We start from the raw sequence: 17,910 nt of genomic DNA on the forward strand, positions 1-17,910 counted from the left end.
GACCCATGGATTGCAATGAACAGTATCGAGAGCGAAGGCATCACACAGTTTGCTATAGAAAACTGGGTGAAATTGAAGGTGAGCCAGAGGTTTTAAACTTTTGGAGAAAGGGTAAGTCGTTCGAAGGAATTTCTGATTTAAGATTCGTTACCGACCTTACTGCAACATCTGTAGATGAAGGATTTTTCCAAGAGGTTTGTCAGATGACTCAGCTCAAGAGCTTAGTAATTGATAAGCTAGAGGTTTCAGATCTTTCCATGATTGCCAACCTTGAAAATTTGTCTCACCTTCATATTGTTAAGCTAAAGCCCACGAAGAATATGGATGTGCTTTGTAATATTTCAAGTTTGAAGAAGCTATGGATTGATGAGTCAAAGAACATTACGGATTATTCGTTTCTAAAGGGCGCGAAAGGTGTAATAGCTCTCGGGGTGGAGGGCGACATTTGGACTAAACAAAAGATAGACAGCTTCTCACCCTTTCAGCATTTAGATAACCTTGAAGCGCTTTTTCTATCCTCGGTTCAAGTAAAAGATAAAAACCTTGATTACTTTGCTACCAACCCAAAACTAAAGCATTTGTGGATTAGTAGGTGTGTGCCTAAATCTAGCTTTGACTCGCTACGACAACTCATGCCTTATCTGGATTGCATGTGGTGCGATGACTATGAAGCTCAGTAATCTTGACGAGCGCATAAATGCGTATTTCTTCAGGCAGTTAAATAGTTAAGTAGAGGTGGTTGATGAAGCATCCCAGGCATCAGGTATGGATAAAGTTCCTATTGCTGCTGTTAATTTTATTATCCTACTTTGGCTATTTAACTTACCAGTATGACTTTATAACGGGAGGGGTGGCATCCCTAATAACCTGGAGCTTCTTTGTGCTTTGCACTCCCGTGGCCGATGCCGGTTTTTTATTAGACTTTCCCATTCGATTGTTATTGGGTGTTCGCATGGTGCTTTCAGAAATCGTCGTCTGGCTCATAGCTATTCTGCTTAATGTGTTTTTGTTGTTTTACCTTCCTGAATATTATGAAACAACATTTGTTACGCAAACCATGAAAATGATATTAACCACACCGTTTCCATATTGGTTGGTTATTGTTTTATCCGGAGTCGGGACGTTTCTGTCGATTCGATTTGGTGATGAACTTATGGATGTGTTTCACCATAAAGAGCGCTTGTTCTATCTACGCCATCACTTCAAACATGACCTGATCTTGTTCGCTTTTTTTATTCTTGTTCTGTTTGGCTATTACGAAATAATCTCAACATTAGGTGTGAATTTACATTCGTAATAAAAATGCAGCCTATACCTAGAATGCGATGGAGGGCTGCTCTTGCCGGATAAGTAAAATAAAAAGGCGTAGCAGCTCACCTTAGTTAATCATACATAGCCAAAACCTGCGCTTTTCTGAAACAATCGTCGTGATGGTCGTTGACCATGCCGCAGGCCTGCATATGGGCGTATACGGTCGTTGAGCCCAAAAACTTAAAGCCGCGCTTTTTTAAATCCTTGGCAAAGGCATCGGATTGCTCGCTGGTGGCGACATAATCCTCGCGCGAACGAATGGAGTTAACCCTTGGTTTGTGATCGACAAATTGCCATTGATAGGCGCTAAAGCTGCCAAACTCCTTTTGCACTTCGATAAAGCGCTGAGCGTTATTAATGGTGGCGTTGATTTTAAGCTTATTGCGGACAATCCCCGCGTCCTGTAGCAGGCGGGCGACGTCCTGGTCGTTAAAGGCGGCGACCTTGTGCACATCAAAATTGGCGAAGGCGCGGCGGTAGTTGTCGCGCTTTTTTAAAATGGTGTACCAGCTCAGTCCAGCCTGGGCCGACTCCAGGGTTAAAAACTCAAACAATTGCTGGTCATCATAAATTGGCACGCCCCACTCATTGTCATGGTAGGCAACATAGTCTTCTTTCGTTAGATCCACCCAGCCGCATCTTGTACACATAGTGCTCTCCTTATCATCTTGATAGCAGCATAACGCATAACTGTTTTTATATACAGTGTCATTTTTTTGGTTTGAATGTTTGATTGTAACACATTGAAAAATAATAAAATAAAAGTTGGTATGCTTTGTGCTTTTTAGCTGTTATTCGGAGTTTTAGAGTACCTAGCTATGGCTTTGGCAAGCGTAATAACCCCACAGATTATTTCCCATGGACATTTTAGTCCAACCTTGGCCCATGAGGCCTATGTCGGCGAGCTTAGCGAGCTTAGACAGCAAGCCAGTTGGCTTAGCCACCTGGTCGATACCATGCCCGCGGGTGTGGTGGTGCTCGATGCCCAGGGGACGATAGCCAAGGCCAACACCATTGCCATGGATATGCTCGGCGAGCCCCTTGAAGGGGAAAGGTGGTTTAGCGTTATTCAACGCTCCTTTCGCCCACAACAGGATGACGGTCATGAGGTGTCGCTTAAAGACGGACGTCGTATCAAGCTGGAAATACGCGCCCTGACCCCAGAGCCGGGGCAGCTTATCTTTATGACGGACTTAACCGAAACCCGCCAGTTGCAGGCGCGGGTGGCGCATATGCAACGCCTCAGTGCGCTGGGCAAAATGGTGGCCACCTTGGCTCACCAGGTGCGCACGCCCTTATCGGCGGCCATGCTCTATGGTGCCAACCTGGGCTCCGAGCGCCTTAGCGGCGATTCCCGCACGCACTTTCATGGCAAGTTGATGTCGCGTCTTAAAGACCTGGAAAGTCAGGTCAATGACATGCTGCTGTTCGCCAAAAGCGGCGAGCAACAGGTGATTGAACCCACATCCCTGGGCCAGTTGCTCAGCGAGGTAAAACAAGGCGCCGAGGCCATGCTGATTGAGCATGGGGCCCAGCTGCATGTGCAACTGCCCGAGCCGGATATCGAGGTCATGGGCAATCGCACCGCCTTAGCCAGTGCCATCAATAACCTTATTCACAACAGTGTGCAGGTAATAGCCAGTGGCGCGCAAATAAGTATGAGCGCTAGGCGCAGCCCGGATACCGACGACATGGTGGATATAGTGATCGCCGACAATGGTCCGGGCATTAGCGACGAGCTAAAGCAGAAGATTTTCGAGCCCTTTTTTACCACCAAGCGTCAGGGCACTGGCCTGGGTTTAGCCGTGGTGTCGTCTGTGCTCAACGCCCACAAGGGCCGAGTGACAGTTAATAATAACGAACAGGGCGGGGCCGAGTTTGTACTTAGCCTGCCGCTTTTAAAGACCCGCCTACAGGAGGGCAAGTATGAGTAATTATGTGCTAGTGGTGGAGGACGATCCGGGCCTAAGAGAGGCGCTGACCGACACCTTGTCCCTTGCCGGCATTCCCTGCATTGCCGCCGACAGCGGTGAGCAAGCGATCATGATGCTAAAAGAGCAGGCGGTGGCCATGGTGGTCAGCGATGTACAGATGCCGGGCATTAATGGCATTGAGTTGCTTAAAAGTATTAAGTTGAATTATCCGGAGTTGCCGGTACTGATGATGACCGCCTACGCCACCATAGACGATGCGGTCGAGGCCATGCGTTTGGGCGCTATAGACTATATGGCCAAACCCTTTGCCCCCGAGGTGCTGATCAATTTAGTCAGCCGTTATTTGCCGGCTCAAGCCAGCAATGACAGCGGTCCCGTGGTCGCCGACGCCAAAAGTTTGGCGCTGCTGGAATTGGCGAAAAAAGTCGCCGACAGCGATGCCAGCGTGATGGTCATGGGCCCAAGCGGCAGCGGCAAGGAAGTGCTGGCGCGCTATATTCACGACCAGTCCGGTCGTGCCAATGAAGCCTTTATTGCCATCAACTGCGCCGCCATTCCCGATAACATGCTCGAGTCGACCCTGTTTGGTTATGAAAAAGGGGCCTTTACCGGCGCGGTCAATGCCTGCCCGGGTAAATTTGAGCAGGCGCAAAACGGCACCATCCTACTCGATGAAATCACCGAGATGGATCTCGGGCTGCAAGCCAAGCTATTGCGGGTGTTGCAGGAGCGCGAAGTAGAACGTCTCGGCAGTCGCAAAACCATTGCCTTGAACGTGCGGGTGCTGGCCACTTCCAACCGCGACCTAAAAGAAGCGGTGCAGGCCGGGGTGTTCCGTGAAGACCTTTATTACCGTTTAAATGTGTTTCCCCTGCAGTGGTTGCCCCTGTGCGAGCGACCGGGAGACATTATTCCCCTGGCCGAGCATTTATTGCAGCGCCATTGTGAAGCGGGTAAACAGACGCCAGCCACCCTGAGTGAGGCGGCCAAACACAAGCTGTTAAGTCATGCCTGGCCGGGCAATGTACGGGAGTTGGATAATGTCATGCAGCGGGCACTGATCCTGCGCACCGGTCCTCAGGTCGAGGTCGATGCCATCTATATTGAAGAGCTGTTAAGTCCACCCCTTGCTCCTGTACCTCTTGCTTCCCAGCCAATAAGCGGCGCTGTTGAGATGGGGAACAAGGCAGAAGATGAAGAGCTCACCTTTAAGGATGAGCTTAAAAACAAGGAACATAAGATCATCCTCGATACCCTGGCACGCTTTAACGGTAAGCGCAAAGACGTGGCCGAAGCGCTGGGGATCAGTCCACGCACGCTACGCTACAAGATAGCGCAAATGCGCGAGCAGGGCATTCAACTGCCCGCTTAGTTGTCATCCATCAAATTGGGCTCAAGTCACACTTGAGCCTTTTTTGTTACGTCAAATTAACGTTGTTTAAATACTCGTCAACGCCAAAAAAAAATCATCATAACTTACTGTAATTTAAGGTTAATTTAATTGGCACAGTTAATGCTTTATAGAGCTTAAGTTTAATTTAACCAGTGCCAGTTTGATGAAAGTTCAAGCCAATTCTTTATTTCAGGAAATGCAGTCCCTTGCACTCGAAGCGCAAGCGCGTAACCCGTTAAAAACCATGCCTCAGCCGAGCAGCTCGGCGTCGGTGCAATTTGGTGAGCTGCTGAGCAATGCCATAGACAATGTGAATGGCCTGCAACAGGATGCCAAAGCCAAGGTCACCGCCGTGGAAATGGGCGACCGCCGTGTATCCCTTGCCGAAGCCATGATCGCCTCGCAAAAATCCTCGGTGGCGTTCGAAGCCACGGTGCAGGTGCGCAATAAGCTGGTGGAAGCTTATAAAGACATTATGAACATGCCTGTTTAACGGATAGCGGAGAAAAGTCGTGGCGCAAGCAAATCAATCAACGGATCTCGCCCTGGCCGACTCGGGTGCCGATATGCACTCCGGTTCAGGCGAGCAACATGAACAAAAGTCGGGCTACCTGGGTGCCTTGAGCGGCGTGGATATGCTGCGCCAGGCCACTTTGATCATTGCCCTTGCTATTTGCTTGGCCATTGCCATTTTTATCATTATCTGGGCACGCCAGCCGGAAATGCGCCCCCTGGGTAAAATGCCCACGGAAGAGCTGATCCAAACCCTGGACTTTTTAGACGCCCAAAAAATTGACTATGAGCTCAACGGCAACGTTATCATGGTGCCCGAAGATGCGTATCAGGATATCAAGCTGTCCATGACCCGTGAGGGTTTAACTCAAGGCCCCAGCTCCGGCACCGACATTTTGATGCAAGACATGGGCTTTGGTGTTTCTCAGCGCCTTGAGCGTGAACGCCTGAAGCATTCTCGCGAGCAGCAATTGGCGCGCACCATAGAAGAATTAAACAAGGTCAGCCGTGCCAAGGTGTTACTGGCGGTGCCCAAAGAAAACGTCTTTGCCCGGGTGGAGAAAAAACCTTCGGCTACCGTAGTATTAACGTTGCAACGCGGTCGCACTCTGAACAGTGAAGAAATCGATTCCGTGGTCGACATCGTCGCCTCGGCAGTGCAGGGCCTATCTCCTGAACGCGTGACCGTGACCGACCAAAACGGCCGTTTGCTTAATTCCGGCTCGCAAAACTCCCTGTCGGCGCGCTCACGTAAAGAGTATGAAATTGAGCGTCAGCGCGAGCAGGAGTACCTGGAAAAAATCGACAGCATTATGATCCCCGTGGTGGGTCTGGGCAATTACACCGCTCAGGTCGACCTGGTGATGGACTTCAGTGCCGTAGAAGAAACGCAAAAACGCTACAACCCGGACCTGCCAGCGGTGCGCAGCGAAACCACCCTGGAAGAAAATAATATTGGCGGCCTGGCCGTGGGTATCCCCGGTGCCCTGAGCAATCAGCCGCCGGTTAATTCCGCTATCCCCGAAGATGCCACCGAAACGCAGAGCACGACGCAAAGCAATGCGCCTTCTCGCAGCCACAAAGAAGCAACCCGTAACTATGAGCTGGACACAACCATCTCTCATAAGCGCCAGCAAAGTGGGGTGATCCGTCGTATCAGCGTCTCGGTTGCGGTTGATTACAGTCAGGCTGCCAACGCCGAAGGACAAGCAACGGCGGCGCCACGTACCGAGCAGGAACTCAACAATATTCGTCGTTTGCTCCAAGGCGGTGTGGGCTTTGATTTACAACGGGGCGATGCCCTGGAAGTCGTGAGCATGCCCTTTGTTCGCGAAGACTTGGGCGCAGCCGCCGAGCTACCCCTGTGGGAGCAAAACTGGTTTAGGGAGCTGGTGCGTGTGATCCTGGCCGCCTTAGTGATTATCGTGCTAATCATCGCCGTGGTGCGCCCCATGTTGAAACGCCTGATCTACCCGGATGACACCCTAGAAGCCTATGATGAAGAAGCGCTGACCTCGGGCGTGGATATTGGCGACAGTACCCTGGAAATGCTTAACAATGATTTCGACTCTGCCTCGGTGGGCTTCTCACCGGATGGCACCTTGCAGCTGCCGGACTTACACGGCGATGAAGATCTGTTAAAAGCGGTCCGTGCCTTGGTGGCCAACGAGCCGGAATTATCCTCTCAAGTAGTAAAAGCGTGGTTAAATGACGATGACTGAAGCACAACAGAAACTCCCCAGTAACTTCAATGTCGATAAGCTTGAAGGGGTAGAAAAAGCGGCGATTTTACTTTTGAGCTTGTCCGAAGAAGACGCAGCGCAAATTTTAAAACACCTTGAGCCCAAGCAGGTGCAAAAAGTGGGCATGACCATGGCTACCCTGGCGGATTTAAGCCAGGATAAAATCAGTGCCGTGCATAATTTGTTTATCGAACAAATCCAACAGTTTAGCACCATAGGCTTCCAGTCCGAGGACTTTATTAAGAAGGCTCTGACCGCGGCGCTAGGCGAAGATAAAGCGGCTAGCCTTATCGATCAGATAGTCATGGGCTCCGGCGCTAAAGGCCTGGATTCACTGAAGTGGATGGACTCCAAGCAGGTGGCCAATATTATTCGCAACGAGCACCCGCAGATCCAAACCATAGTCCTGTCGTATTTGGAGCCGGAGCAAAGTGCGGAAATTCTTTCCCAGTTCCCGGAAAAAGTGCGCCTTGACCTGACCATGCGCATTGCCAACCTCGAAGAGGTGCAACCGGCGGCGCTGCAAGAGCTTAACGAGATAATGGAGAAACAATTTGCCGGTCAGGCCGGTGCCCAGGCGGCGAAAATGGGCGGCCTGAAAGCGGCGGCGGATATCATGAACTACCTGGATACCAATATCGAAGGTCAGCTTATGGACTCTATTCGCGAGCACGACGAAGAAATGTCGCAGCAGATTCAAGATCTTATGTTTGTATTTGAGAACCTGATGGATGTCGATGACAGAGGCATTCAGTCTATCCTGCGCGAAGTGCAGCAGGATGTGCTGATGAAGGCCATTAAGGGCGCCGATGACGGCCTTAAAGATAAGATCCTCAGCAACATGTCTAAACGTGCCGCCGATATGCTGCGTGATGACCTTGAAGCCATGGGGCCGGTGCGCATCAGTGAAGTGGAAGCAGCACAAAAAGAAATTCTCTCTACCGCGCGACGCCTGGCCGACTCCGGCGAAGTGATGCTCGGTGGTGGTGGCGGCGAGGAGTTCCTCTAAGCCATGCAGGACACTAAATTGCATCCAGGACGCCCGCTAGAGGCCAGTGAAGCCGCCGAAGAGCTGTTGCAACATTGGCCCATACCCGATGTCACCGCCAGTGCCGAGTCTTTGCAGGGGCGTTCGACCGCCTTCGGTACTCCCTTAGAGCAGCTGTATCACGCTGGTGAGCAAGGCGGCACTGAGGATGAGGAAGTACACACAGCGCAAGAGCCAGAGCTGCCCAAGCTGACCATGGAAGAACTGGAGCAGATCCGTCAGGACGCCTATGAAGAAGGGCTGCAACAAGGCCATGAGCAGGGCTATATCGATGGTTTTGACAAGGGCGTGAGCGAGGGCAAGGAAGCGGGCTTTAAGGAAGGTCAGCAACAGGGGATGGAGCAGGGTGTCGCAGTTGCCAAGCCACTGCTCGATGAGCAAATAACCCAGTTAAAGTCGCTGTTGGCGGCACTTGATGAGCCGGCCAAGCGTTTGGATCAGGAAGTCGAGCAGGAACTGTTGTTCTTAGCCACGGAACTGGCCAAGGCGGTGATCCTGAGCGAAATTCGCACTAACCCGGATATTATACTCGCGGCTCTAAAGGCGGCCACCGAGGCGCTGCCGAGCAATGACGCCCAGTGCCAGATTTATCTTCATCCCGATGACTTGGCTCAAGTACAAAGCCATTTCGATGAGCAGCAGCTGAGTAATCGTCATTGGCAATTATTAAGCGAGCCCACAATGGAGCGCGGCGGCTGTCATATTAAGCAGCAGCGTTCGTCCATCGACATGAGCCTGTCGCAACGACTGCAACAGGTTATCGGCGGCTTTTTGCAAGACGCCGGCGTGCCGGTGAAAGGGTAGAACTAAGCCATGAGTCACTCCTTAGCACAACGCCTTAAAAACAAGCGCAGTGCCATTGCCCCAGCGCCGGTCGCGGTGGCTGGCAGCCTTACCCGGGTGGTGGGCTTAACCTTGGAGGCGAAGGGCCTGCATGCGGCCATTGGCAGTTTGTGCCAGGTAGAAACCAATCAGGGCATGGTCGATGCCGAGGTGGTGGGTTTTAACGACGACATTCTTTATTTGATGCCCAACGACCGTATCTCCGGAGTGTTACCCGGGGCGCGGGTGATCCCTGTTGCGAAAAAGCCGGGTTTGCCCGTGGGTATGAATTTACTTGGCCGCGTAGTGGACGGTTTAGGTCGTCCCTTGGATGGCCTTGGGCCTTTGCGCACCGAACATTATGCGCGTTTTGCGCAAAACAATATTAATCCTTTGGCGCGTCGTCCCATTAGCCAGGCCATGGATGTGGGTGTGCGTGCCATTAATTCAGTGATCACCGTGGGCCAAGGTCAGCGTATGGGCCTGTTTGCCGGCAGTGGCGTGGGTAAATCCGTGCTGTTGGGAATGATGACCCGAGGCAGTGCCGCCGATGTAATAGTGGTGGGTCTGGTCGGCGAGCGTGGTCGCGAAGTGAAAGAATTTATTGAAGAGATCTTGGGTGAGCAAGGACGTAAACGTGCCGTGGTGGTGGCGGCGCCCGCCGATGCCTCGCCGTTAATGCGTTTAAAGGGCTGCGAGAGTGCGGTCACCATCGCCGAGTACTTTCGCGATCAGGGCTTAAATGTCTTGTTGCTACTGGACTCGGTCACCCGTTATGCCATGGCGCAGCGGGAAATTGCGTTGGCGGTGGGCGAGCCTCCGGCCACCAAGGGCTATCCGCCCTCGGTGTTCGCCAAATTACCGGCACTGATCGAGCGCGCTGGCAACGGCGGCGAAGGGCAAGGCGCCATTACCGCATTTTTCACCGTGCTCTCTGAGGGCGATGATATGCAAGACCCCATTGCCGATGCGGCGCGGGCCATACTCGATGGTCATATCGTGCTATCGCGGGAGCTGGCCGACAGCGGCCATTACCCCGCCATCGATGTGGAAAAATCCATTAGCCGGGTGATGCCTCAGGTGGTGTCCGAGCAGCATATGCAGCAGGCCCGAATCATGAAGCAGGTGCTGGCCATGTATTCGGAAAACAAAGACATGATCACCCTGGGTGCCTACCAAAAGGGCACCGACCCCATGCTGGATCAGGCCATAGATATGATGCCGATGATCAATCAATTTTTACGCCAGGGCATGAAAGACGTGGTGCCTTACGACGAGTGCTTGCATTCGTTAGCCGTGTTGTTCGGACAAGGAGGCAAGGGTGGCTAAGTTATCTCTGCTACTTAAGCTTGAAAGCGACAAGGAAGAACGCTTGCGTGCCGACTTCCTCAGTGCTCAGCAGCACCATCGACTGCAACAGCAAAAATTGCAGGGCTTAACCCAATTTCGTGGCGAATACATGAGTCAGTTGATGAACAAGGCTCAGGCCGGTTTATCCAGTGCCGGCTTTAGTCATTATCAAAATTTTATCGCGAAAATAGAGCAGGCCATTGCTCAGCAGTCACACACGGTGGAAACCGCCGATAAAGTCGCCCAGCAACGCCAGCAACAGTGGCAACAACAGCGTATACGCGCTGAGGCGGTGGCCAAGTTGATCGCTAAACAAGAACAACAAAAGCAAGCAGTCATGGCCAAAGCCGAGCAGAAAATGTTGGATGAGTTCAGCACCAACCAGTTTTTTGCCCGGCGCCTGGCGCAGGGCTCGGGTTCGTAGCCCATGAGCCCCTCAAACAGCCAAGGCCAAAACTGGTGCATATATTGCAGTCAACAGGCCAGGTTGATTATTCCCGGTGCTAAAGCGGCAGTGCTTTGCCACCTTTTGAGGGTCTGTTCATGACATATATTGAGTCCGTTGCCATGCTCGGCACCCAAGTGATTTCCGGCGATTCTGCCTCGTCGCACACCAAAGGCGCAGGTGATGAAGTGTTTCGCTCTGACTCTTCTCAAGAGCAGGCGCCGAGCTTTGCTAGTGCCTACCAGCAGGCCCAGGATGCCGCCAGCAAGAGTAAAGTAGACGCCAAGGCGAAGCCAGAGGCATCACCCGATACATCGGCAAAGGCATTGCCACAGACGTCGTCACCAAAGGCGAGCGATGAGAAAACGAATATCGATTTGGCCGAAGAAAAAGACGCAGCCTTGACCGTGCCTTCTATGGACGCTGAAGAGACGCTCGCAAACGAGGAGCAGGTATTATCCTCGGGCGATAAATCCGACGCTGAGTTGGGTGCGGGTGCGGATATGCAGAGCGAGCCGAATCAAGCAGCCTTGGCCGACCATACGAATGCCTCGCAGGCGGCGCAGCAGTTAACCACCCAAGGTGGCGAGCAAGGGCAAGCAGGGGGCGATTTTTATCAGCAGTTGTTTGCCCAGCTTACTATCAGTACGGAGTTAAAAACAGCGGCTCACAGTGTCTCGGCCTGGGGGGCTGAGGCCATGGGAGCTAAGGGGATAGAGATAAAAGCGTTAGCGCCGGACTTACAGCAGGCGCTGGCGAAATTAACGCCGCAGCAAAAAGAGCAGCTTAATGCCACTGTGCTGCAATTGGCTCAAGAGCAAAACCTGGAACCCAAGCAATTAGCGGCCTTAACGCAGCAGCTTGAAGGCTGGGCTAAGCGATCCCCTGAAGGCTTTTTGCTCGGCGATCAAGGTGAAGGCAAAGAGACGGGCTCACCAGCCAGACTTGAGTCGGGCAAGATGGACGAGCTCCTGACTAAGCCGATGCAATCCGCTACGGCGGCCGCTTTAGAAAGTAAAAATAGCGTTTTGGCGTCAGGCATTCACGTCACTATGACTTCAACTGCGGGTGCAACTGCGGGTGCAACTGCGGGTGCAACGGCTAGCACAAGTAGCGAATTAAACGCCGGTGTTGAGCATGATTTGCTTGCCCTAAGTGAGGGCCATGAGCAGGCGGCCGGCGTTAAAATCAGCCAAGATCTAGGCCTGGAATCGGCACCGAAAGGGCGGCTCGAGAGCATCGAGGGAGGCAAAATCTCGCAGTTAGCACAGGCGTTATTGGCGCAACTCTCTGGAGGCACTCACGCCGGTGCGGCGAGCGATGTCGGCAGCGCCATTGAAGCGGACTTAGCCCAGTGGCAACAGTTTGTATCGCCTGCCAGCGTGCAGGCCCAGACTGCTGCCCAAGGTACGGGGTCTAAGCAGACACTGGATCCGGCCTTGTTGCAGGCGCTGAATATCACTAAGAGCGATGCCGCCCAGCAATTGCATCAACGGGTCAATATGTTGCTGAATCTCAGCAATCAGGAGGCGGAAATCCGTCTCGATCCACCCGAATTAGGAAGCATGCAGGTTCGCGTGCGCAGCGAGGGTGAGCAGGCACATATTAATTTTGTGGTGCAAAACCAGCAGGCAAAAGAGGCGTTAGAGCAGAGCATGCCACGGCTACGCGAGTTATTGGCGCAGCAAGGATTAGCCCTGGGTGAGGCGCAGGTGGAGCAGCAAAATCAAGGTCAGGGCCATGAACGGGAGGCCTTTGCCAACCAGGCTCAACCGGGCCTTGAGGCTGAGGTCCAAGGCGACAGCGAGGCCGAAATTGAGCCGCTTAGCGGCCCGGTGAAAAACCCACAGGCAGAGCAAGGAATTGATTTCTATGCCTAATAACAATTGCTATTATACAGCTAACTGATTTTATTCGAGGCGCCCAATGGCCGATGACAAGCAAGCCGAGCTACAAATTGAACAGGCCGGCTCACCTAAAAAATTAATAATAATCATTGTCGCCCTGGCGTTATTGGCGGCCGCCGCTGGCAGCTATTTTTTCTTCGCTGCCGCTAATGAAGCGACGCCTGCTCCCGCGCAAGTAGCCTCAAAAGGCGGCGCTGAGTCGGCCCTGGGTTCACCGAGCGCGCAATTAGGCAGTGCCTTGTATGTGGCCATGCCACGACCCTTCGTCTTTAATGTGCCTGGTGCGGCGCGCGATCGCATCGTGCAGATCAAGGTGCAACTATTGGTACGAGGCGATGACAATGAGGAAACGGCGAAAAAGCATATTCCTTTGATTGAGGGCACCTTACTCAGTGTCTTCGCCGGCACCAATGCCGATGAATTAAGCACCGCGGCGGGCAAAGAATCACTGCGCGATGAGGCGTTGGTAAACGTACAGCAGGCCCTTGAAGGGGTTGCCGGTACAAGTGTGGTTGAGCGGGTACTCTTTACCGGCTTTGTGATGCAGTAACGAGGTGTAGCGTGAGCGACTTATTATCTCAAGACGAAATTGATGCGCTATTACACGGTGTCGACGAGGTTGAAGAAGAAGAGGTAGCCGAGGGCGGCGAAGGCGATGCCGATGTTGCCTTGCAATATGACTTCTCGTCCCAGGACCGCATTGTTCGTGGTCGCATGCCGACCCTTGAGATCGTTAACGAGCGCTTTGCCCGGCATATGCGCATCAGCCTGTTCAATATGATGCGCCGCACCGCCGAGGTTTCTATTAACGGCGTGCAGATGATCAAGTTTGGTGAGTATATTCACACCCTGTTTGTGCCAACCAGTTTGAACATGGTGCGTTTTCGCCCACTCAAGGGGACTGGCCTTATCACCATGGAAGCCCGCCTGGTGTTTATCTTGGTGGATAACTTCTTCGGTGGCGACGGCCGTTACCATGCGAAAATTGAGGGTCGTGAATTTACCCCCACCGAGCGCCGTATTGTGCAGATGCTGCTGAAAATCATCTTTGAAGATTACAAAGAAGCCTGGGCGCCAGTGATGGATGTGTCCTTCGAATACCTCGACTCCGAGGTGAACCCGGCCATGGCCAATATCGTCAGCCCCACCGAGGTGGTGGTGATCAGCTCCTTCCATATCGAGCTCGACGGCGGCGGTGGTGACTTCCATATTGCTCTGCCTTATTCCATGTTGGAGCCGATTCGTGAGCTGCTCGATGCCGGTGTGCAATCGGATACCGAAGACACCGACCTGCGCTGGTCCAAGGCGCTGCGCGATGAAATTATGGATGTGGACGTGGAACTGTCGACGCGCCTATTGGACGTGGACCTGTCGTTGGCGCAGATTATGGACCTGCAGGCCGGCGATATTATTCCGGTGGAAATGCCCGAGCATGTCACCGTGTTCGTCGAAGACCTGCCGACCTACCGTGCTAAAATGGGACGTTCGCGGGATATGGTGGCGCTGCAGATCAGTGAAAAAATTAAACGCCCCGAGTCGGTTAAATCCGATCTTCATGTCTTTACCAAAGGCGGTAAAAAATTGGATTCGGATGCCGAACTGGCGGTGCTTGAAGATGACCTTCACCTCAGTGAAGGGGTAGATTTAGATTGGTAAGAAGCACAGAGTAACTGTGCCTAGCAACAGAGGTTGTATGTAATGAGTGATGACCAAGATACCATGGACGAATGGGCCGCGGCCCTGGCCGAAGCAGAGCAGAGCGAAAGCGAGGCCAGTGAGGCGCACGCAGCCGAGCTTGACGAGCTGACGCCAACAAACCAGGACGTGTCGGCGGACGACAAGCGTAAGCTCGACACCATTTTAGATATTCCGGTGACCATTTCCATGGAAGTGGGGCGCTCGAAAATCAATATTCGTAACCTGCTGCAACTGAACCAAGGCTCGGTGGTCGAGCTGGATCGCGTTGCCGGTGAACCTTTGGATGTGCTGGTAAACGGCACCCTGATCGCCCATGGCGAGGTGGTGGTGGTGAACGATAAGTTCGGTATTCGCCTTACCGATGTGATCAGTCAGGTCGAGCGTATTAAGAAGTTGCGATGAAGCCTGCTCGTATTGCCTTATTACTAAGTGCTGCGCCGACCTGGGGGTGGGCTAGTACCGCCGCAGCCACGCCGGGAGCGGGGTTAAACCTCAATATCGTCTCCATGCTGCTGTCGCTGATGCTGGTGGTGGTGACCATACTGGTGTTGGCGTTTTTACTGAAGCGCTTTAATCCCAATATGGCAACCAGCGACGATTTTAAGGTGGTACGTACCCTGGCGCTGGGCACCAAGGAGCGGCTGCTGGTGGTGGAAATTGATAATAAACAACACCTGCTTGGGGTGACGCCACAGGCCATTAACTATTTGTATGAATTAGAAAACCCTTTGCCGGAGCGGGAAATGACGCCACTGGCAAAGCAACTTAGCCATTTACTCAATACTAAAAATAAGACCTAAGATGATGAAATACTGGCTCCTGCTGCTGTGCGCCTTGCTCATTAGCCCGACCGCCTTTGCCGAGCAAGGTTTACCGGCGGTGACCGTTACCACCAATGCCGATGGCTCTCAAGATTACTCGGTAACCCTGCAAATTCTGGCCATTATGACGGCGCTGAGTTTTATTCCGGCGGCGGTGATCATGATGACCTCCTTTACCCGCATCATAGTGGTGCTGGCGATACTGCGCCAGGCCATCGGCCTGCAGCAAACGCCATCAAACCAGGTATTGTTGGGCATGTCGTTGTTTTTAAGTATTTTCATTATGGCGCCCATTTATAACCAGGTGCATGATCAGGCCATTGCGCCCTATCTGGATGAAAAAATGACCTCGATGCAGGCACTCGAAGCGGCAAAGCAGCCCATGAAGGCCTTTATGCTCTCGCAAACCCGCATTAAGGATTTGGAAACCTTTGCGCAAATCGCCGGTTATGAACAACTGGGCTCCCCAGCCGACACGCCCTTTATCGTGGTTATCCCGGCGTTTGTCACCAGTGAGCTGCAAACCGCTTTTATTATCGGCTTTATGTTCTTTATTCCGTTTCTTATCGTCGATTTGGTGGTGGCCAGTGTGCTGATGGCCATGGGTATGATGATGCTCTCGCCCATGATAGTGTCGCTGCCCTTTAAGATCATGCTCTTTGTGCTGGTCGACGGCTGGTCGCTGGTGATGGGCACCTTGGCCCGCAGCTTTGGCCTGGGGACCTAAGCATGGAACCGGGTGTTTTTGTCGATATCCTTAGTGATGCCTTGTTCCTGGTGATCAAGCTGGTGTCGGCAATTATCGTCCCCAGCTTGATTGTCGGCTTAATCGTTGCCGTGTTTCAGGCCGCAACCTCGATTAACGAACAGACCCTGAGCTTTTTGCCGCGTTTGTTGGTGACTTTGGGGGCCCTGATCATAGGGGGCCACTGGATCACCCAGGAGCTGATCGATTTCTTTAATCGCCTGATACTGTCTATTCCAGAAATAGCGGGCTAGCGATGGAATACCCCTTTGCCGTTATACTTCAGTGGCTAAGTGACTACTTACTTCCCTTGGTGCGCATTGCCGCCATGCTGATGGTAATGGCCGGTATCGGCGCCCGCAATGTACCGGCGCGGGTCAAGCTGGGACTGGCTCTGGTGATTGCCTTTGTTGCCGTGCCCGTGCTACCGCCGGCGCAATTTACCAACCTCTTCTCGGCGGAAATGATCCTGGTGGTGCTGCAGCAAATACTCATTGGCGTGGCCATGGGCTTTGCCTCTCAACTGCTGCTCAATACCTTTATTTTGGCGGGGCAAATTCTGGCGATGCAAACCGGTTTGGGTTTTGCCTCCGTGGTTGACCCGGCCAATGGCCTCAGTGTGCCCGCCGTGGGCCAGTTCTACCTGATCCTCAGCACCTTGCTGTTTTTCGTTTTTAACGGCCATTTGATGATGATCCAAATGATAGTGCACAGCTTTATCGCCGTGCCCATCGACGGTACCTGGTGGGCGGTGGATCATTATTGGGACATAGTCACCTGGGGCGGCTGGATGTTTACCACGGCTCTGGTACTGGCCCTGGCGCCCCTGACCGCCATGCTGGTGATCAACCTGTCGTTCGGGGTGATGACCCGTGCCGCGCCACAGCTCAATATTTTTGCTATCGGCTTTCCCTTTACCCTGGTATCCGGCCTGGTCATTATCTGGGCAACCCTGGGGAATTTTATGGCCCAGTTCGAGGCCCAATGGCTGCGTATGGTGGAGCTGATGTGCTCCATGGTCGGCTGTGCCCCTTAGGAGGATAAATGGCTGAAGATTCAGGGCAGGAAAGAACCGAAGAACCCACGCCGAAAAAGCTCCAAGAGGCGAAAAAGAAGGGGCAAATCGCGCGCTCAAAAGAGCTAGGCACCACCTTTGTGCTGATCATGTCGGCGGTGTCGCTGCTTATTTATGGCCCGGACATTGGCCGAGGCCTGCACCAGGTGATGGGGCGCATGCTCACCCTGAGCCGCAACGAAACCTACGACACCTCGAAAATGTTCTCGGCCTGGGGCGCCGTCGCAGATGCCTTGCTCTATCCCATGGCCATGTTTGTACTGGTGATCGTGCTGGCGGCCTTTATTGGCAATACTTTGCTCGGTGGGTTTAACTTTTCCTGGCAGGCCATGGCTCCCAAAGCCAATAAAATGTCACCGCTAAAAGGCTTTAAACGCATGTTCGGTACCCAGGCGGCGGTTGAACTGGTTAAGGCGCTGTTGAAGTTTGCCCTGGTCGCCGCCTGCGCGGTGTTTTTAATTAAAGTTTATTTCTATGAAATTCTGCATCTCAGCATAGAGTCGACGCCGAACAATATTGCCCATGCCCTGGAGATCATCGCCTGGATGTTCCTGGCGCTGAGCTGCACCATGCTGGTGGTATCGGCCATCGATGCCCCGTATCAGAGTTACAATCACCACAAGCAGTTGAAAATGACCCTGCAAGAGGTCAAGGACGAATATAAAAACTCCGAGGGTGATCCGCAGATCAAGGCGCGTATTCGCCGCACCCAAAGGGAAATGTCGCAGCGACGCATGATGCAGGATGTCCCCGATGCCGACGTGGTGGTCACCAACCCGACCCACTATTCGGTGGCGCTGAAATACGATACCGACAAGGCCGGAGCCCCGATCATGGTGGCCAAGGGGGGCGATGAATTGGCGATGAAATACGTAAGGTGGCCCAGGGTAACGATGTTCCTCTGGTGGAGTCGCCGGTGTTGACCCGGGCGCTGTTTCATACCACCGAAGTGGGCGATCAGGTGCCGGAGCAACTCTTTACCGCGGTGGCTCAGGTGCTGGCCTATGTCTATCAGTTAAAGCGTTTCCAAAAGGGCCGTGGCCGCAGACCGACCAAGCTGAGCGAACACCTCCCCATCCCTGATGACTATCAGTATTAGCGCCGCT

The 17,910-nt window shown here is 52.9% G+C and carries 19 protein-coding genes and 1 pseudogene; 19 read left to right on the plus strand and 1 reads right to left on the minus strand.

Going from position 1 to position 17,910, the window contains the following annotated elements:
* Positions 1-5 precede the first annotated feature (5 nt).
* Positions 6-680: a leucine-rich repeat domain-containing protein gene (locus C2M36_RS10980; protein ID WP_105254940.1), complete on the plus strand. Its 675-nt coding sequence runs from the start codon at positions 6-8 to the stop codon at positions 678-680.
* Positions 681-739: 59 nt separating this feature from the next.
* Positions 740-1,297 (plus strand): hypothetical protein, encoded by a 558-nt coding sequence (locus C2M36_RS10985; protein ID WP_158678931.1) that lies wholly within the window; start codon positions 740-742, stop codon positions 1,295-1,297.
* Positions 1,298-1,382: 85 nt separating this feature from the next.
* On the opposite strand, the gene C2M36_RS10990 is transcribed toward C2M36_RS10985, so the two are convergent.
* The gene (locus C2M36_RS10990; protein ID WP_105254942.1) at positions 1,383-1,961 is read right to left on the minus strand and encodes a DNA-3-methyladenine glycosylase I; all 579 of its coding nucleotides are present in this window, start codon (positions 1,959-1,961) and stop codon (positions 1,383-1,385) included.
* A 168-nt stretch (positions 1,962-2,129) separates the two neighbouring features.
* On the opposite strand from C2M36_RS10990, the gene C2M36_RS10995 reads away from it, so the two are divergent.
* The 17 genes and pseudogenes from C2M36_RS10995 (at position 2,130) to flhB (ending at position 17,903) form a co-directional block, all read left to right on the plus strand.
* On the plus strand, positions 2,130-3,245 hold the full coding sequence (locus C2M36_RS10995; RefSeq protein WP_105254943.1) for a sensor histidine kinase: 1,116 nt from the start codon (positions 2,130-2,132) through the stop codon (positions 3,243-3,245).
* Positions 3,238-4,617 carry a sigma-54-dependent transcriptional regulator gene (locus C2M36_RS11000; protein WP_105254944.1) on the plus strand — a complete coding sequence of 460 codons (1,380 nt, stop codon included), beginning with the start codon at positions 3,238-3,240 and terminating at the stop codon, positions 4,615-4,617. The genes C2M36_RS10995 and C2M36_RS11000 overlap by 8 nt, the downstream gene beginning before the upstream one ends.
* Positions 4,618-4,801: 184 nt before the next feature.
* Positions 4,802-5,131, plus strand: a complete 330-nt coding sequence (fliE, locus tag C2M36_RS11005) for a flagellar hook-basal body complex protein FliE (protein ID WP_105254945.1) — start codon at positions 4,802-4,804, stop codon at positions 5,129-5,131.
* Between the two features lie 19 nt (positions 5,132-5,150).
* On the plus strand, positions 5,151-6,872 hold the full coding sequence (fliF, locus tag C2M36_RS11010) for a flagellar basal-body MS-ring/collar protein FliF (protein ID WP_105254946.1): 1,722 nt from the start codon (positions 5,151-5,153) through the stop codon (positions 6,870-6,872).
* Complete coding sequence (gene fliG / locus C2M36_RS11015) at positions 6,865-7,902, plus strand: flagellar motor switch protein FliG (protein ID WP_105255190.1); 1,038 nt, start codon at positions 6,865-6,867, stop codon at positions 7,900-7,902. The genes fliF and fliG overlap by 8 nt, the downstream gene beginning before the upstream one ends.
* Before the next feature lie 3 nt (positions 7,903-7,905).
* Complete coding sequence (fliH, locus tag C2M36_RS11020; protein ID WP_105254947.1) at positions 7,906-8,745, plus strand: flagellar assembly protein FliH; 840 nt, start codon at positions 7,906-7,908, stop codon at positions 8,743-8,745.
* 9 nt (positions 8,746-8,754) lie between these two features.
* A complete protein-coding gene (gene fliI / locus C2M36_RS11025; RefSeq protein ID WP_105254948.1) occupies positions 8,755-10,092 on the plus strand; it encodes a flagellar protein export ATPase FliI in 1,338 nt (445 codons plus the stop codon).
* Positions 10,085-10,537: a flagellar export protein FliJ gene (gene fliJ, locus C2M36_RS11030; RefSeq protein ID WP_105254949.1), complete on the plus strand. Its 453-nt coding sequence runs from the start codon at positions 10,085-10,087 to the stop codon at positions 10,535-10,537. Before fliI ends, fliJ begins: the two co-directional genes overlap by 8 nt.
* A gap of 119 nt (positions 10,538-10,656) precedes the next feature.
* Entirely contained in the window at positions 10,657-12,438 is a 1,782-nt protein-coding gene (locus tag C2M36_RS11035; RefSeq protein WP_105254950.1) for a flagellar hook-length control protein FliK, read from the plus strand.
* A 46-nt stretch (positions 12,439-12,484) separates the two neighbouring features.
* Positions 12,485-13,015: a flagellar basal body-associated protein FliL gene (gene fliL / locus C2M36_RS11040; protein ID WP_105254951.1), complete on the plus strand. Its 531-nt coding sequence runs from the start codon at positions 12,485-12,487 to the stop codon at positions 13,013-13,015.
* Positions 13,016-13,026: 11 nt separating this feature from the next.
* Positions 13,027-14,121, plus strand: coding sequence for a flagellar motor switch protein FliM (fliM, locus tag C2M36_RS11045; RefSeq protein WP_105254952.1), 1,095 nt, complete (start codon positions 13,027-13,029; stop codon positions 14,119-14,121).
* A gap of 42 nt (positions 14,122-14,163) precedes the next feature.
* Positions 14,164-14,565, plus strand: coding sequence for a flagellar motor switch protein FliN (gene fliN / locus C2M36_RS11050; RefSeq protein ID WP_105254953.1), 402 nt, complete (start codon positions 14,164-14,166; stop codon positions 14,563-14,565).
* A complete protein-coding gene (gene fliO / locus C2M36_RS11055; protein WP_105254954.1) occupies positions 14,562-14,963 on the plus strand; it encodes a flagellar biosynthetic protein FliO in 402 nt (133 codons plus the stop codon). The genes fliN and fliO overlap by 4 nt, the downstream gene beginning before the upstream one ends.
* A gap of 4 nt (positions 14,964-14,967) precedes the next feature.
* Complete coding sequence (fliP, locus tag C2M36_RS11060) at positions 14,968-15,711, plus strand: flagellar type III secretion system pore protein FliP (RefSeq protein ID WP_105255191.1); 744 nt, start codon at positions 14,968-14,970, stop codon at positions 15,709-15,711.
* Positions 15,712-15,713: 2 nt separating this feature from the next.
* Complete coding sequence (fliQ, locus tag C2M36_RS11065; protein WP_105254955.1) at positions 15,714-15,983, plus strand: flagellar biosynthesis protein FliQ; 270 nt, start codon at positions 15,714-15,716, stop codon at positions 15,981-15,983.
* 2 nt (positions 15,984-15,985) lie between these two features.
* Entirely contained in the window at positions 15,986-16,765 is a 780-nt protein-coding gene (gene fliR / locus C2M36_RS11070; protein WP_105190514.1) for a flagellar biosynthetic protein FliR, read from the plus strand.
* An 8-nt stretch (positions 16,766-16,773) separates the two neighbouring features.
* A pseudogene (flhB, locus tag C2M36_RS11075) lies at positions 16,774-17,903 on the plus strand (flagellar biosynthesis protein FlhB).
* Positions 17,904-17,910 lie beyond the last annotated feature (7 nt).

Origin of the sequence: Pseudoalteromonas sp. T1lg75 (genome assembly GCF_002964705.1) — a bacterium.
GTDB lineage: Bacteria > Pseudomonadota > Gammaproteobacteria > Enterobacterales > Alteromonadaceae > Pseudoalteromonas.